Consider the following 15396-nt stretch of genomic DNA (forward strand, 5'->3'; position numbering starts at 1 on the left):
ATGGTCGTCGGCATCGCGCATTATCTGACCGTATCGGCGATCCTGTTCACGCTCGGCGTGTTCGGCATCTTTTTGAACCGCCGCAACATCATCGTCATCCTGATGTCGATCGAGCTGATCCTGCTCGCGGTCAACATCAACTTCGTCGCCTTCTCGGCGGCGCTGCATGACCTCGTAGGGCAGGTATTCGCCCTGTTCGTGCTGACGGTCGCCGCGGCGGAAGCCGCGATCGGACTTGCCATTCTTGTCGTCTTCTTCCGCAACCGCGGCTCGATAGCGGTCGAAGACGTGAACCAGATGAAGGGTTGACGGGAACAACCATGTACCAGGCCATCGTCTTCCTTCCGCTGCTCGGCTTCCTGATTGTCGGTCTGTTCGGCAATTCGCTCGGCGCCAAGGCATCCGAATACATCACTTCCGGCTTCCTGGTGATCGCGGCGGTGCTGTCGTGGATCGCCTTCTTCACCGTCGGCTTCGGCCATGGCGAAGTGTTCACCGTGCCGGTGCTGCGCTGGATCCAGGCGGGCGGGCTCGACGTCGCCTGGGCGCTCAGGATCGACACACTGACGGTGGTGATGCTGGTCGTCGTCAACACCGTGTCGGCGCTGGTCCATATCTATTCGATCGGCTACATGCACCACGATCCGAACCGGCCGCGCTTCTTCGCCTATCTGTCGCTGTTCACCTTCGCGATGCTGATGCTGGTGACGGCCGACAATCTGGTGCAGATGTTCTTCGGCTGGGAAGGCGTCGGCCTCGCCTCCTATCTGCTGATCGGCTTCTGGTACAAGAAGCCCTCCGCCAACGCCGCGGCGATCAAGGCCTTCGTCGTCAACCGCGTCGGCGACTTCGGCTTCGCGCTCGGCATCTTCGGCGTCTTCGTGCTGTTCGGCTCGGTCAATCTCGGCACAGTCTTTGCCAACGCAGCCTCCTTCCTTCCGGCCGAAGGCGCGCCGGAGGGCGCCGCGGTGCTCACCTTCCTCGGCCATGCGCTCGACAAGCACACGGGGCTAACGGTGGTCTGCCTGCTGCTGTTCATGGGCGCCATGGGCAAGTCGGCGCAGGTGCCGCTGCACACCTGGCTGCCCGATGCCATGGAAGGCCCGACGCCCGTCTCGGCGCTGATCCATGCCGCGACCATGGTGACGGCCGGCGTGTTCATGCTGGCGAGGCTCTCGCCGCTGTTCGAGCTGTCGCATTCGGCGCTGACCGTCGTCACCTTCATCGGCGCCTTCACCGCCTTCTTCGCTGCCACCGTCGGCCTTGTCCAGAACGATATCAAGCGCGTCATCGCCTATTCGACCTGCTCGCAGCTCGGCTATATGTTCGTGGCGCTCGGCGTCGGCGCCTATGGCGCGGCGATCTTCCATCTGTTCACGCATGCCTTCTTCAAGGCGCTGCTCTTCCTCGGCTCGGGCTCGGTCATCCACGCCGTCTCCGACGAGCAGGACATGCGCCTGATGGGCGGGTTGAGGACGCTCATCCCCAAGACCTACTGGATGATGGTGATCGGCACCCTGGCGCTGACCGGCGTCGGCATCCCGGCGACGGTGATCGGCACCGCCGGCTTCTTCTCCAAGGACGCCATCATCGAAGCGTCCTTTGCCAGCCACAACGCGGTCGCGGGCTTTGCCTTCGTGCTGCTCGTGATCGCCGCCGCCTTCACAAGCTTCTATTCCTGGCGACTGATCTTCATGACCTTCCACGGCGAGCCGCGCGCCAGCCACGAGGTCATGCATCACGTGCATGAATCGCCGCCGGTGATGCTGGTGCCGCTCTACGTGCTGGCTGCCGGCGCGCTGTTTGCCGGCATCATCTTCCACGGCGCCTTCATCGGCGAGGGCTATGCCGAGTTCTGGAAGGCCTCGCTGTTCACGCTGCCGGACAACCACATCCTGCACGAGATCCACGAATTGCCGTTGTGGGTGGAACTGGCTCCGTTCATCGCCATGGTCATCGGCTTTGCGGTCGCGTGGAAGTTCTACATCCGCTCGCCGGAACTGCCCCGGAGCGTCGCCGCCAACCATCGCCTGCTCTACGGCTTCCTGCTCAACAAATGGTATTTCGACGAGCTCTACGACTTCCTTTTCGTGCGGCCGGCGAAGCGCCTCGGCCGGTTCCTATGGAAGACGGGTGACGGCGCCATCATCGATGGGCTCGGCCCCGACGGCATCTCGGCGCGCGTCGTCGACGTCACCAACCGCGTCGTCAAATTGCAGACCGGCTACCTCTACCACTATGCCTTCGCCATGCTGATCGGCGTGGCCGCTCTCGTCACCTGGATGATGCTCTGATGACCGACTGGCCAATCCTCTCGCTGGTCACCTTCCTGCCGCTGGTTGGTGTTCTGCTCATTCTGCCGATCAGCGACGACAGCGAAAACGCGCGCCGCAACATCCGCTCGATCGCCTTCATCACGACGGCGTTCACCTTCGTGGTGTCGCTGTTCATCTGGAAGGGCTTCGATAATTCGCAGGCCGGCTTCCAGTTCGTCGAGAAGCACGACTGGCTGGATTCGGGCATCTCCTACCATATGGGCGTCGACGGCATCTCGATGCTGTTCGTCATCCTGACCACCTTCCTGATGCCGCTCTGCATCCTGGCCTCGTGGGATGCGATCGAGAAGCGCGTCAAGGCCTACATGATCGCCTTCCTGATCCTCGAGACGCTGATGATCGGCGTGTTCTGCGCGCTCGACATCGTGCTCTTCTACGTCTTCTTCGAGGGCGGCCTGATTCCGATGTTCATCATCATCGGTGTCTGGGGCGGCAAGCGGCGCGTCTATGCCTCGTTCAAGTTCTTCCTTTATACGCTTGCCGGCTCGGTGCTGATGCTGCTCGCCATCATGGCGATGTTCTTCCAGTCCGGCACGACCGACATCACCACGCTGCTGACGCATAACTTCCCGGCCGACATGCAGACCTGGCTGTGGCTCGCCTTCTTCGCCTCCTTCGCGGTGAAGATGCCGATGTGGCCGGTGCACACCTGGCTGCCCGACGCGCATGTCGAGGCGCCGACGGCGGGTTCGGTCATCCTGGCCGGCATCCTGTTGAAGATGGGCGGATACGGCTTCCTGCGCTTCTCGCTGCCGATGTTCCCGCTGGCGTCGGAGATGTTCGCGCCGCTGATCTTCACGCTCTCGGTCGTCGCCATCATCTACACCTCGCTGGTGGCGCTGATGCAGGAGGACATGAAGAAGCTCATCGCCTATTCGTCGGTCGCCCATATGGGCTTCGTCACCATGGGCATCTTCGCGATGAATCAGGAGGGCGTGCAGGGCGCGATGTTCCAGATGCTCAGCCATGGGCTCGTCTCCGGCGCGCTGTTCCTGTGCGTCGGCGTCATCTATGACCGCATGCATACGCGCGAAATCGACGCCTATGGCGGGCTGGTCAACAACATGCCGAAATACGCGACCGCGTTCATGATCTTCACCATGGCCAATGTCGGCCTGCCGGGCACCAGCGGCTTCGTCGGCGAGTTCCTGACCATGCTCGGCGTGTTTCGGGTCAACACCTGGGTGGCGTTCTTCGCCGCTACCGGCGTGATCCTGTCGGCAGCCTATGCGCTCTGGCTCTACCGCCGCGTGATCTTCGGCGCGCTGACCAAGGAGAGCCTGAAGAACCTGCTCGATCTGTCGACGCGCGAGAAGGCGATCATCTACCCGCTGGTGGTGCTGGTGATCTTCTTCGGCGTCTATCCGGCGCCTGTGTTCGATGCCACCACGCAGTCGGTCAAGGCGCTCGTCACCAACGTCACCGCATCCATCAATTCCGCGCAGACCGCGGCGGCGAACTGACCGGGGAAATACCATGACGCCGGACCTTCTCTCCAGCCTTTCGCTCTCGACGCCGGAACTGATCCTCGCCATCGGCGCGCTGGCGCTTCTGATGGTGGGTGCCTATTCGCGCTCCAACAACACCACGACGGTGACCGGGCTCGCGGTCGCGGTGCTTGTGATCGCCGGCCTCTGGCTGGCTTTCTCCGGCGGCGAGGGGTCTGCCTATGGCAGCGCTTTCGTCCAGGACTCCTTCGGCCGCTTCATGAAGATGCTGGCGCTGATCGGCTCGGCCGTCACGCTCGTCATGTCGATGCGGTTTGCCAGGCAGGAGCATTTCGACAAGTTCGAATATCCGGTGCTGATCGTGCTGTGCACGCTCGGCATGATGCTGATGATCTCGGCCAACGGCATGATCGGCCTTTATCTCGGGCTCGAGCTGCAGTCGCTGGCGATCTATGTGCTGGCGGCGATCAACCGTGACAATGTCCGCTCGACCGAGGCCGGCCTCAAATATTTTGTTCTCGGAGCGCTGTCGTCGGGCATGCTGCTCTACGGCATCTCGCTGGTCTACGGTTATACCGGCAACACCGGCTTTCACGAGATCGCGACGGCGCTGGGCAGCGGCGAACGTCAGCTCGGCCTTGTTTTCGGCCTGGTCTTCGTGCTCGCCGGCCTCGCCTTCAAGATCTCGGCGGTGCCGTTCCACATGTGGACGCCGGACGTCTATGAGGGCGCACCGACGCCGATCACCGCCTTCCTAGCCGCCGCCCCGAAGATGGCGGCGATGGCGCTGATCGTGCGCGTCACCATGGGCGCCTTCAAGCCGATCGCCGCCGACTGGCAGCAGATCGTCGTCTTCATCTCGATCGCCTCGATGGCGCTCGGCGCCTTCGCCGCGATCGGCCAGACCAACATCAAACGGCTGATGGCCTATTCCTCGATCGGTCATATGGGCTACGCGCTGGTCGGCCTTGCCGCGAACAGCCAGGCCGGCGTGCGCGGCGTGGCGATCTACATGCTGATCTATCTGGTGATGACGCTCGGCACCTTCGCCTTCATCCTCGCCATGCGGCGCAAGGAGGGCAATGTCGAGCAGATCGGCGATCTGGCGGGCCTCGCCTCGATCAATCCCATCATGGCCACCATCCTCACCATCCTGATGTTCTCGCTGGCCGGCATTCCGCCGCTCGCCGGCTTCTGGGGGAAATGGTACGTGTTCCTCGCCGCCATCAACGCGCATCTCTATGCCCTGGCGATCATCGGCGTGCTGGCTTCGGTGGTGGGCGCCTACTATTACCTGCGCATCATCAAGATCATGTGGTTCGACGAGCCTGTCGGCGGCTTTGTGCCGATGGCCAGCGAATTGCGCCTCGTGCTCGGCGTCAGCGGCGCCTTCGTGCTGTTCTATGTGCTGATCGGCGGGCCGATCGGCAGCTATGCCGAAGCCGCCGCCAAGACCTTCTTCTGACGGGATGGCATTTCGGCTGGCTCCAACCGCGGCGTCGGAGGGGTTCCGGCTCGAGGCCCATGACAGCGTCGGCTCGACCAACGCGCTGGCGCTGGAGCACGCGCGCGCGGGCGATCCGGGAAAACTCTGGGTCGTCTCGAAGAAGCAGGAAAGCGGACGCGGTCGGCGCGGCCGCGCCTGGGCGACGCCTGAAGGCAATCTGGCGGCGACGCTGCTTCTGGTTCCGAATGGCGAGCTGCGGCTCGCCGCGACGCTTGGCTTCGTCGCCGGGCTTGCATTGGCCGACGCGCTCGATGCCGTCGTCCCGCAAGGCCGGATCGCCGTTGGCCTGGACGGAGCCAGCGAAGGACGCAACCGCTTCGAGCTGAAATGGCCGAACGACGTGCTCGCCACCGGCGCCAAGCTTGCCGGCATCCTGCTGGAATCGACCCTGCTCGAAGGCGGCCGTTTCGCGGTTGCCGTCGGCATCGGCGTCAACGTCGTGGCATACCCCGAGGATCTGCCTTATCCGGCGACGTCGCTGCAGGCACTTGGCGCCAATTGCGATGCCGAGATGCTGTTCCTGGCGCTCTCGGATGCCTGGAGCGAGAATTTCAGATTGTGGGATGACGGGCGGGGACTTAGCGCGATTAGGAAACGCTGGTTGGCTCGCGCCGCGGGGCTCGGCGGCGAGGTTGCTGTCAGAATTGACGGCAATGTGGTGCGCGGCGTCTTCGAAACCATTGACGAGGACTGCCGTTTCGTGATCCGCGACGATGACGGAACTGTTTTGACGATCGCGGCCGGCGACGTGCATTTCGGCGCGGTCGCGTCGGCCCGTCTTTGACGACTTGATTTGATTGGCTTGGCCTGACTGGCCAGGAAGGAAAGGATTTATGGCGAATACTGAGAACGCCGAACTCGTCTTCGCGCCGCTCGGCGGCGTCGGCGAGATCGGCATGAACTTCGCCCTCTATGGCTACGGGCCCGCGGACGCGCGCGAATGGATCGTAGTCGATGTCGGAGTCACATTTCCGGACAGCGCGCATCCGGGCGTCGATCTGATCCTGCCCGACACACGCTTCATCGAGGAGAACCTCGACGGCTTGCGCGGCGTGGTCATAACCCATGCGCATGAGGACCATTACGGCGCGCTGCTCGATATCTGGCCGAAGCTCAAAGTGCCGGTCTGGATGACGCCGTTCACCGCCGGCTTGCTGGAGGCCAAACGGCAGGGCGAGCAGAACGCGCCAAAAATCCCGGCAATGATCTACAGGGCCGGCGAGACGTTCACTATCGGGCCGTTCGAGATCGAAGCCATCCCGGTTGCGCATTCCATTCCCGAGCCGATGTCGCTGGCGATCGCTACGCCCGCCGGCACGGTAATCCACACCGGCGACTGGAAGATCGATCCGGCGCCGACGATCGGCCCCAAGACGGATGAGGCGCGCTTCCGCGCTTATGGCGACAAGGGCGTGCTGGCGCTGATCTGCGATTCCACCAATGCGCTGCGGGAAGGGGAGTCGCCGTCGGAAGTGGCGGTCGGCGAGGGTCTTAAAGGCGTCATCGAAAACGCCAAGGGCCGCGTCGCGGTCACCACCTTTTCCTCCAATGTCGGGCGCATCATTTCGATCGCCGAGGCTGCGCGCGATGCAGGCCGGCAGTGCCTTGTGCTCGGCCGCTCGCTGAAGCGCGTGATCGATGTCGCGACCGAACTCGGCTACATGGACGGCCTGCCGGAATTCATTGCCGAGGAGGATTACGGCTACATCCCGCGCGAGAATCTGGTGGTCATCTGCACCGGCAGCCAGGGCGAACCGCTGGCCGCACTTGCGAAGCTGTCGCGCGACGAGATGAAGTCGGTGGCGCTGACGGCCGGCGACACGGTGGTGTTTTCCTCGCGCACCATTCCCGGCAACGAGAAGGCGATCCTAGAGATCAAGAACCGGCTGATCGACCTCGGCATGAAGATCATCGAGGACGGCGACGCGCTGGTGCATGTCTCCGGCCATCCGCGCCGCAGCGAATTGCGCAAGATGTATGAATGGGTGAGGCCGCAGATCGGCGTGCCGGTGCACGGCGAGGCGGCGCATCTGGTGGCGCAGGGCTCCCTGATGTCGATGTCGGGCATCGGGCAGGTGGCGCAGGTGCGCGACGGCGACATGCTGAGGCTCTGGCCCGGTCCGGCCACGATCATCGACCAGGTGCCGTTCGGCCGCCTCTACAAGGATGGATACTTGATCGGAACCGACCAGGCGATGGGCATACGCGACCGGCGCAAGCTGTCCTATGCCGGGCATGTCGCGGTCAACGTCGTGCTCGACGAGAAATACGAGCTAGCCGGCGATCCCGATCTGGTGGCGATCGGTGTCGCCGAGGCCGATGCCAGCGGCGAGGCGCTGGAGGACTTGATGCTCGATGCGGCAATCGGCGCGGTGGACTCGATCCCCCGCCAGCGCAGAAAAGACCTCGACCTTGTGCAGGAGGCCGTGCGCCGCGCCGTCCGCGGCGCCGCCAACGAAGCCTGGGGCAAGAAGCCGCTGGTGACGGTGTTTGTCACTAGATAAGGGAGTAGGGGAGTATGGGAATAAGGGAGTAGGGAATAGCAAATAGCTCGGAGTTTTTCCTACCCCCTACTCCCCTAACTTTCGGAACGCTTATGCTCGGACGCCTAAATCATGTCGCGCTTGCCGTGCCGAACCTGGCTGCGGCGACAGCTGCGTACCGCGATACGCTGGGCGCTCGGCTGAGCGAGCCGCAGGCGCTGCCGGAACATGGCGTCACGGTTGTGTTCGTCGATGTCGGCAACACCAAGATCGAGCTGCTGGAGCCGCTGGGCGACGCTTCGCCGATCGCAGCTTTCCTCGCGAAGAACCCGTCGGGCGGCATGCATCATGTCTGCTACGAGGTCGACGATATCCTCGTCGCGCGCGACCATCTCGAGGCGAGCGGCGCGCGTGTTCTCGGCGACGGCAATCCGAAGATCGGCGCGCATGGCAAGCCGGTGCTGTTCCTGCATCCCAAGGATTTCTTCGGCACGCTGGTCGAATTGGAGCAGGCATGAACTGGGTTTCCTTTGTCGCACTGTTCTTCGTCACCTGGTGGCTGGTGCTGTTTGCGGTGCTGCCCTTCAGCCTGCGCACCCAGGATGAGGACAAGGACGTGACGCTCGGCACGGTCTCGAGCGCGCCGAAGGGACCGCACATGCTGCGCGCGGCGATCCGCACGACGATCGTCACCGCGATCGTGATCGGCATTTTTTACGGCCTGACAAGGGGGCTTGGTTTCGGCTTCGACGACATTCCGCACATCGTGCCGGACTTTGCTCATGCTGCCGGCCGCTAGCGCCCTGCCCAGTTTCCGCAAGTATTGATCAGCCCGCGCCCGTGCTGGTTGAAACTGGAAGCCGGCTTCCGATTCCAAGGGCTGGCGCAGCATAATGCTGTTTGGCAGGTTGTGACTGCTAAGCAGATGATTGCACAAAAAAAATGCAAGGCACGAGGCCTTGCAATTTAAACGCGTCCGATCTGTTTCCGGTGTCCGGCGGCAGCGAGTAACCGCGCCTAGATCGCATCCTCCCAAGACTTTGACCGCGTAGGAGAGCAGATTTTTCTCCGCCCTCTCGGTTATCGGCGCACACTAGACCAAGGCAGGTGAAAATGTCACGAAGAATTTTGCCCCCAAATAGGCAATATCGTGCTGCACTGCACAATAGTGGGGCAGGGCTTGCTTGTGAATCGATCAAAAGGCCAGATGCGGCACTTTGGTGGCCAAAACGGGCCCTTTTGATCATGCGCAGAACGCCGCAACACTTTGGAGCGCTCGGGTTTCAATTCGGTCATGAAATGGCTATGAAGCCCGGGCAAGCAGCCTCGGTTGCGCCGATTCCCGCGCCGCCATTTTTTCATTCACGGACCAGTCCATGCGTTTGTCGCGCTACTTCCTGCCCATTCTGAAAGAAAACCCCCGTGAGGCCGAAATCGTCTCGCATCGGCTGATGCTGCGCGCCGGCATGATCCGCCAGCAGGGGCAGGGCAGCTTCTCCTGGCTGCCGCTCGGCAAGCGCGTGATGGACAAGGTCTGCCAGATCATCCGCGAGGAGCAGAATCGAGCCGGCGCGCTGGAAATCCTGATGCCCACGATCCAGTCGGCGGATCTGTGGCGCGAGAGCGGCCGTTACAATGACTACGGCAAGGAGATGCTGCGCATCAAGGACCGGCAGGACCGCGACATGCTCTATGGTCCGACCAATGAGGAAATGGTCACCGAGATCTTCCGCGCCTACGTCAGGTCCTACAAGGACCTGCCGCTCAACCTCTATCACATCCAGTGGAAGTTCCGCGACGAGGTGCGCCCCCGCTTCGGCGTGATGCGCTCGCGCGAGTTCCTGATGAAGGACGCTTACTCCTTCGATCTCGATTTTGAAGGCGCCAGAGCCGCCTATAATCGCATGTTCGTCTCATACTTGAGGACGTTCGCGCGCATGGGCCTGCAGGCCATTCCGATGCGCGCCGATACCGGCCCGATCGGCGGCGACCTCAGCCACGAATTCATCATCCTGGCCGAGACCGGCGAGAGCCAGGTGTTCTGCGATCGCGCCTATCTGTCGCTCGACGTGCCCGGCGCGGACACGAACTTTTCCAACGATGCCGAGATCGGCGGCATCGTGACGAAATGGACGACTCCTTACGCCGCCACCGACGAGATGCATGACGAAGCGGCATGGGAGAAGGTGCCCGAAGGCGAGAGGCTCTCGGCGCGCGGCATCGAGGTCGGCCATATCTTCCATTTCGGCGAGAAGTATTCCAAGCCGATGAACGCGAAGGTCACCGGTCCCGACGGCAAGGACCATTATGCTTCGGGCGGCTCCTACGGCATCGGCCCGTCGCGGCTGGTCGCGGCGATCATCGAGGCGAGCCATGACGAGAACGGCATCATTTGGCCGGAAGCGGTCGCGCCGTTCGATATCGGTCTGATCAACATGAAGGTCGGCGACGCCGAATGCGACCGCGTCTGCGACGAGCTCTACGCAGCGCTGACCTCGGCCGGCAAGGACGTGCTTTATGACGACACCGACCAGCGGCCGGGCGGCAAGTTCGCAACCGCCGACCTGATCGGCCTGCCCTGGCAGGTGATCGTCGGACCGCGCGGGGTGGCTAGCGGCGAGGTCGAGATCAAGAACCGCCGGAGCGGCGAGCGCGAGACGCTGCCGATCGCGGAGGCCCAGAAACGCCTGGGTATCGCGTGATGGGCGAGGCGGCTGCAGCTCGATCGCCGGCAGGCGCCTTTTCAGGCTTCGAGCGCATGGTGGCGTGGCGCTACCTGCGTTCGCGGCGCAAGGAGACGGTCATCTCGGTCATCGCCTCGATCTCGTTCCTCGGCATCATGCTGGGCGTCGCCACGCTGATCGTGGTCATGGCAGTGATGAACGGTTTTCGCGCCGAGCTGCTCACCCGCATCCTTGGCGTCAACGGCCATCTGATCGTGCAGCCGCTCGATTCGCCGCTGGAGGACTATGCGCAGGTGGCGAGCCGCATCAACGGCGTTGCCGGCGTCAAATACGCTATCCCGCTGATCGACGGGCAGGTGCTGGCGCAAGGCAATGTCGGCGGCGGCACCGGCGCGCTGGTGCGCGGCATTCGCGCCGAGGATCTCAACAAGATCTCGATTGTGTCCAGCAACATCAAGCAGGGCACGCTCGACGGTTTCGACACCGGCGATGGCGTGGCGATCGGCAAGCGCATGGCCGAGAATCTCGGGCTGGTGCTCGGCGACACCATCACGCTGATCTCACCCGAAGGCGACGTTACCCCGCTTGGCACCACGCCGCGCATGAAGGGCTACAAGGTGGCGGCGATCTTCGAGGTCGGCATGTCGGAATATGACAGCTCGATCGTCTACATGCCGTTTTCGGAAGCGCAGCTCTATTTCAACATGGACGGACGGGCGCAGACCATCGAGATCTATGTCGACAATCCGGACAATGTGGATGCGCTGAAGCCGTTGGTCGAGCAGGCGGCACAGCGGCCGGTCGACCTCGTTGACTGGCGCCAGCGCAACGAGACCTTCTTCTCGGCGCTGCAGGTCGAGCGCAACGTCATGTTCATGATTCTCACGCTGATCGTGCTGGTGGCGGCGCTCAACATCATCTCCGGCCTCATCATGCTGGTGAAGGACAAGGGCCACGACATCGCGATCCTGCGCACCATGGGCGCGTCGCGCGGCGCGATCCTGCGCATTTTCCTGATGACGGGGGCTGCGATCGGGGTCACCGGCACTATCGCCGGCGTGCTGCTCGGCGTCGTCATCTGCCTCAACATCGAATCGATCCGCCAGTTCTTCTCCTGGATGACCGGCAGGATCCTGTTCAATCCCGAGCTCTATTTCCTCAGCCAGTTGCCTGCGAAGATGGACCCGCGCGAGACCACCTATGTCGTCATCATGGCGCTCACCCTGTCTTTCCTGGCCACGGTGTTTCCGGCTTGGCGCGCAGCCCGGCTCGATCCGGTCGAAGCCTTGAGGTACGAGTGATGGCCGAAGCCATTATCGAGCTTAAGGGCGTCGAGCGGCACTATATCCAGGGGCCGCGCAAGCTGACAATTCTGAACGGCGCCGACTTCTCGCTTAGGCGTGGCGAGATGGTGGCGCTGGTGGCGCCGTCGGGCACCGGCAAGTCGACGCTGCTGCATACGGCGGGGCTGCTCGAGCGGCCGGACGCCGGCGACGTGATCCTCAGCGGCCGCGCCTGTGGCCGGCTGTCGGATGACGAGCGCACGGCTATCCGCCGCAACGATGTCGGCTTCGTCTACCAGTTCCATCATCTGCTGCCGGAGTTCACCGCGCTCGAAAACATCATGATGCCGCAGCTGATCAAGGGGCTCGGCCGCAAGGAGGCATCCGAGCGGGCGGCGCAGCTTCTCGACTACATGCAGATCGGCAAGCGGGCGCAGCACCGGCCGGCCGAGCTATCCGGCGGCGAGCAGCAGCGCGTGGCGATCGCGCGCGCGGTCGCCAATGCGCCGCTGGTGCTGCTGGCCGACGAGCCTACCGGCAATCTCGACCCGGCCACCGCCTCTTACGTGTTCGATGCGCTGGAGGCGCTGGTCAGGCAGTCAGGGCTGGCGGCGCTGATCGCCACCCACAATCACGAACTGGCCTCGCGCATGGACCGGCGGGTCACGCTGGCAGAGGGCAAGGTGGTGCCGCTTTAAGGCAAGCCGATATTAGGCTGGGGCCGGCCTATCGACCGCAGCTTCTGCGCTTCCGTACTCACCTACGAACAAGTACCCGCCGTTCCGGTTCTCAAAAGCCGCCATCCTCGGCTCGGCCTGATCTCGACTTGCCCTCCGCGCGCTCAAAAGAGCCTATCGTCTCGTCAATCTTTCCTTAACCGTGCCCAAACGGATCGCCTGAATTCACTCGGCATGCCGTTCTTCGATCGTTGACATTCGAACAAAATTAGAACAAATTGCGAACATATTAACAACAGGAGAGAGTTATGGCCGATCTGGTTCAGGATGTCGTCTCGCTGGTCTGCATGAGCACCTTTCTCATTTCCATGGCGATATGGATTGGCGCCATGTGAGCAGGGGGCTTCGCGCCGCCGCCTTGGACGGACGAAGGGTGCGCTCTCTGTTTGGGACGGGCACGAGCCCGCCCGTTGTTAAGCTTTTCTTGGCCGCACCCCCGCTAGCTTGCCCCGCAAAGACAGGGAGCAAAGGGCAGTGTCGGTCATCGCCACGGTCACACTCGTGGCCGGAAATCTCGGACTGATCTTTCTCTTGATGACGGTGCCGCTCGGGCTGCGCACGGTTACGGTCAGCCGCGTGATCGAGGCTGACCGGAATCGCCTGTGGCAGGCGCTGTGGCCGTTGGGCAGCGACGCCGGCTGGTCGGGTGAAATCCTTTCCGTCGAACCGCTGGACGGCGAGGGGACGGCGCTGATCAAACTGTCCTGGGAAGGGCGCGACGGGCGGCCGATCGAACGCAAGGCGCGGTTCGACGATGTGGTGGAAGGCAGCCGTTTCTCGATGCGCGTCGTTGAGGACACGGCTCTCGATCCCTCGTTCTGGGCCGACTATCGCGAAACCACCGCGCTCGCGCCCGAAGGCGATGCGACGCGCGTTACGCTCACGCAAACCGACCGCTATCGCGGCGTCGCCTTCCTGATCTTCCGCTACTTCGCCATGCGCCGCGAGCTCGCCAAGTTGCAGGTCTGGGCGAGAACCGGAACGTATCGCAGGGGCGGCTGGTTCGAGCATCCGGTGAGCCAGATAGGCTTTGCCGTGCTTTCGGCCTTCATCCTGTGGCCGTTCTTCGGCCTCAACCTCGGGGGACTGGCGCTGGCTGTCATCCTAACTTCGGTGGTGGCGCTGCACGAGCTTGGCCACATGGCGGCATTCCGCCTGACGGGGCATCGCCGGGTGCGCATGATCTTCATTCCGTTGCTCGGCGGTATCGCCATGGGCGGCAGGCCGTATGACAGCCGCTTCGAGGTCGCCTTCGTGGCGCTGATGGGTGCGGGCTTCTCCGCTTTCCTGGTGCCTCTGCTGATCGCCGCCAGCGGCCTTGCCGGCAGCGAAGGACACCGCCCGGCGGCAGTGCTGCTGGCGACGCTTGCCGGCTGCGCGTCGCTGTTCAACATCGCCAATCTGGTGCCGGTGTGGAAGTTCGACGGCGGCCAAGTGCTGCGCCAAATCTGCCCGGGCCCGATCGCGCTGGCGCTGGCCTCCTTCCTGCTGCTGTTCGCGTTGCTGGCGCTCGGCTGGCGCGCCGGCTTCTCGCCAAGCTTCCTGCTCGTCGCCGGCGCGGTGTTCTCGGTCCTCAGCCTGCTCACGGTCGGCAGCGGCGTGAAACCGCGTCACGAGCTGAAGCCGATCCACGCCTTCGATCGCCTGGCCATGGCCGGCGCGCTGCTGGCGGTCTTTTCCATTCACGGCTATGGCGTGCTCTGGGCCTCCGCGCAACTGATGTAGCCGCGCCGGATTACCCTGCCTTTCGGGCCGGCTCGGCGACCGGGGCCGCGGCAGGCCCGAACACGTCCTCGAAGGCGGATTTCAGCGCGAGATCGAGATCGGCCATGGTGACCGGAAGGCCGAGATCGACGAGGCTGGTCACGCCATGGTCCGAAACGCCGCAGGGCACGATGCCACCGAAGTGGGAAAGCTCCGGCTCGACATTGATGGCAATGCCGTGAAAGCTTATCCAGCGCCTGAGCCTGATGCCGATGGCGGCGATCTTGTCCTCGGCGGGCCTGCCGTCAGGCATGGCAGGGCGATCCGGCCGCACCACCCAGACACCGACGCGATCCTCGCGGCGCTCGCCGCGCACGTTGAAGGCGGCAAGCGTGCCGATGATCCACTCTTCGAGCGCGGCAACGAAGGCGCGAACATCCTCGCGCCGGCGCTTCAAGTCGAGCATGACATAGGCGACGCGCTGGCCGGGGCCGTGATAGGTGTATTCGCCGCCGCGTCCCGCGGCAAAGACCGGAAAGCGGTCAGGGTCGATGAGGTCCTCGATACGGGCGCTGGTGCCGGCGGTGTAGAGCGGCGGATGCTCGACCAGCCAGACCATCTCGCCGGCAGCGCCATTGCGGATGGCCTCGGCGCGCGATTCCATGAAGGCGAGCGCGTCGGGATAAGACGTCAGGCCGGGCTCGATGACCCACTCGACCGGCGCCGAACCGGGAAGGGGCAGGAACGACGTGGCGATCTGGCTGCGTTCTGTCATGGAACTTTCTCGATGCTCCCCTCATATGGCGGCAATTGGCTGAAACGTCCAGTTTCGCCCGGCCCGTGTCGAGGCTGTGGAGCATTGCGCCAGGAGCTTTGTCTGAGCATGTCGTTCTCCCAAAAACCGCCACGCACTTTTGGGCGACATGCATTAGCGAATATTCCGCACGGCACCCTTGTTTCGCCGGAAACGATTTGCTACAGGCCCCGGGCCGGACGGTTCCGGCTCCTACCACGTGCGGTCGTGGCGGAATTGGTAGACGCGCAGCGTTGAGGTCGCTGTGGGGCAACCCGTGGAAGTTCGAGTCTTCTCGACCGCACCATTCTCCCCCAAAAAGGCACTGCTTGGATGAGCCCGTGAGGCGGCGCGTCCGACGTTCTGCGGGCCAAAACAAAAGCGGCGCCAGATCCTGAGGACCGCACCGCCGCTTTGGGTT

Annotated in this window: 13 protein-coding genes and 1 tRNA gene; 13 read left to right on the plus strand and 1 reads right to left on the minus strand. The window is 63.4% G+C overall.

Annotated elements, in window-relative coordinates; genetic code table 11:
• From nuoK to A9K66_RS25770, 12 genes are all read left to right on the plus strand, one after another.
• Entirely contained in the window at positions 1–309 is a 309-nt protein-coding gene (gene nuoK, locus A9K66_RS25715) for an NADH-quinone oxidoreductase subunit NuoK (RefSeq protein WP_066998791.1), read from the plus strand.
• An 11-nt stretch (positions 310–320) separates the two neighbouring features.
• Positions 321–2294 (plus strand): NADH-quinone oxidoreductase subunit L, encoded by a 1974-nt coding sequence (gene nuoL, locus A9K66_RS25720; RefSeq protein ID WP_067329179.1) that lies wholly within the window; start codon positions 321–323, stop codon positions 2292–2294.
• The gene (locus A9K66_RS25725) at positions 2294–3799 is read left to right on the plus strand and encodes an NADH-quinone oxidoreductase subunit M (RefSeq protein ID WP_067329181.1); all 1506 of its coding nucleotides are present in this window, start codon (positions 2294–2296) and stop codon (positions 3797–3799) included. The genes nuoL and A9K66_RS25725 overlap by 1 nt, the downstream gene beginning before the upstream one ends.
• Positions 3800–3812: 13 nt before the next feature.
• Positions 3813–5249, plus strand: coding sequence for an NADH-quinone oxidoreductase subunit NuoN (nuoN, locus tag A9K66_RS25730; protein ID WP_067329183.1), 1437 nt, complete (start codon positions 3813–3815; stop codon positions 5247–5249).
• Between the two features lie 4 nt (positions 5250–5253).
• Complete coding sequence (locus A9K66_RS25735) at positions 5254–6075, plus strand: biotin--[acetyl-CoA-carboxylase] ligase (protein WP_067329185.1); 822 nt, start codon at positions 5254–5256, stop codon at positions 6073–6075.
• A gap of 49 nt (positions 6076–6124) precedes the next feature.
• Positions 6125–7795, plus strand: a complete 1671-nt coding sequence (locus tag A9K66_RS25740; protein WP_067329187.1) for a ribonuclease J — start codon at positions 6125–6127, stop codon at positions 7793–7795.
• A 92-nt stretch (positions 7796–7887) separates the two neighbouring features.
• Positions 7888–8292, plus strand: coding sequence for a methylmalonyl-CoA epimerase (gene mce / locus A9K66_RS25745; RefSeq protein ID WP_067329189.1), 405 nt, complete (start codon positions 7888–7890; stop codon positions 8290–8292).
• Positions 8289–8573 (plus strand): DUF1467 family protein, encoded by a 285-nt coding sequence (locus tag A9K66_RS25750; protein WP_067329192.1) that lies wholly within the window; start codon positions 8289–8291, stop codon positions 8571–8573. The genes mce and A9K66_RS25750 overlap by 4 nt, the downstream gene beginning before the upstream one ends.
• Before the next feature lie 577 nt (positions 8574–9150).
• On the plus strand, positions 9151–10476 hold the full coding sequence (gene proS / locus A9K66_RS25755; protein ID WP_067329194.1) for a proline--tRNA ligase: 1326 nt from the start codon (positions 9151–9153) through the stop codon (positions 10474–10476).
• On the plus strand, positions 10476–11759 hold the full coding sequence (locus A9K66_RS25760) for a lipoprotein-releasing ABC transporter permease subunit (RefSeq protein ID WP_067001237.1): 1284 nt from the start codon (positions 10476–10478) through the stop codon (positions 11757–11759). Before proS ends, A9K66_RS25760 begins: the two co-directional genes overlap by 1 nt.
• The gene (locus A9K66_RS25765; protein WP_197507520.1) at positions 11756–12439 is read left to right on the plus strand and encodes an ABC transporter ATP-binding protein; all 684 of its coding nucleotides are present in this window, start codon (positions 11756–11758) and stop codon (positions 12437–12439) included. Before A9K66_RS25760 ends, A9K66_RS25765 begins: the two co-directional genes overlap by 4 nt.
• Positions 12440–12952: 513 nt before the next feature.
• Positions 12953–14203 (plus strand): SRPBCC family protein, encoded by a 1251-nt coding sequence (locus A9K66_RS25770; protein WP_067329198.1) that lies wholly within the window; start codon positions 12953–12955, stop codon positions 14201–14203.
• A 10-nt stretch (positions 14204–14213) separates the two neighbouring features.
• Here A9K66_RS25770 and lipB read toward each other — a convergent pair whose 3' ends face one another.
• Positions 14214–14957 (minus strand): lipoyl(octanoyl) transferase LipB, encoded by a 744-nt coding sequence (gene lipB, locus A9K66_RS25775; protein WP_067329200.1) that lies wholly within the window; start codon positions 14955–14957, stop codon positions 14214–14216.
• Positions 14958–15197: 240 nt separating this feature from the next.
• Here lipB and A9K66_RS25780 point away from each other — a divergent pair.
• Positions 15198–15282, plus strand: a tRNA-Leu gene (locus A9K66_RS25780).
• Positions 15283–15396: the final 114 nt, after the last annotated feature.

Origin of the sequence: Mesorhizobium sp. AA23 (assembly GCF_001672435.1) — a bacterium.
Lineage (GTDB): Bacteria > Pseudomonadota > Alphaproteobacteria > Rhizobiales > Rhizobiaceae > Mesorhizobium.